Consider the following 217-nt stretch of genomic DNA (forward strand, 5'->3'; position numbering starts at 1 on the left):
CGTCTCCACCTGGATCGCGGTCCTGCGCAGATTGTCCGCCGTGTCCTGCGCGTACTTCGCGATCTGCTGGAACGCCGGCAACTCCTGCCCCTCAGGAACGTCCTGCAAGAAAGCGCGCACCGACGCCTCCATCGCGCGGGCGCCCTCGCCCTCCATCGACCGCGCGGCCCCCAACGCCCCGTCCCCGAAACGCGACTCCAGCTCCCGCACGAACTCC

1 protein-coding gene is annotated in these 217 nt (G+C 70.0%); it reads right to left on the reverse strand.

Annotated features, from left to right (window positions below; all coding sequences use genetic code 11):
* Positions 1 to 217, reverse strand: a 217-nt coding sequence (locus tag OO54_RS41235; protein ID WP_033213055.1) for a hypothetical protein, incomplete at both ends; no start/stop codon positions are given.

Origin of the sequence: Streptomyces wedmorensis, assembly GCF_000716445.1 — a bacterium.
In the GTDB taxonomy this organism is placed as follows: domain Bacteria; phylum Actinomycetota; class Actinomycetes; order Streptomycetales; family Streptomycetaceae; genus Streptomyces; species Streptomyces wedmorensis.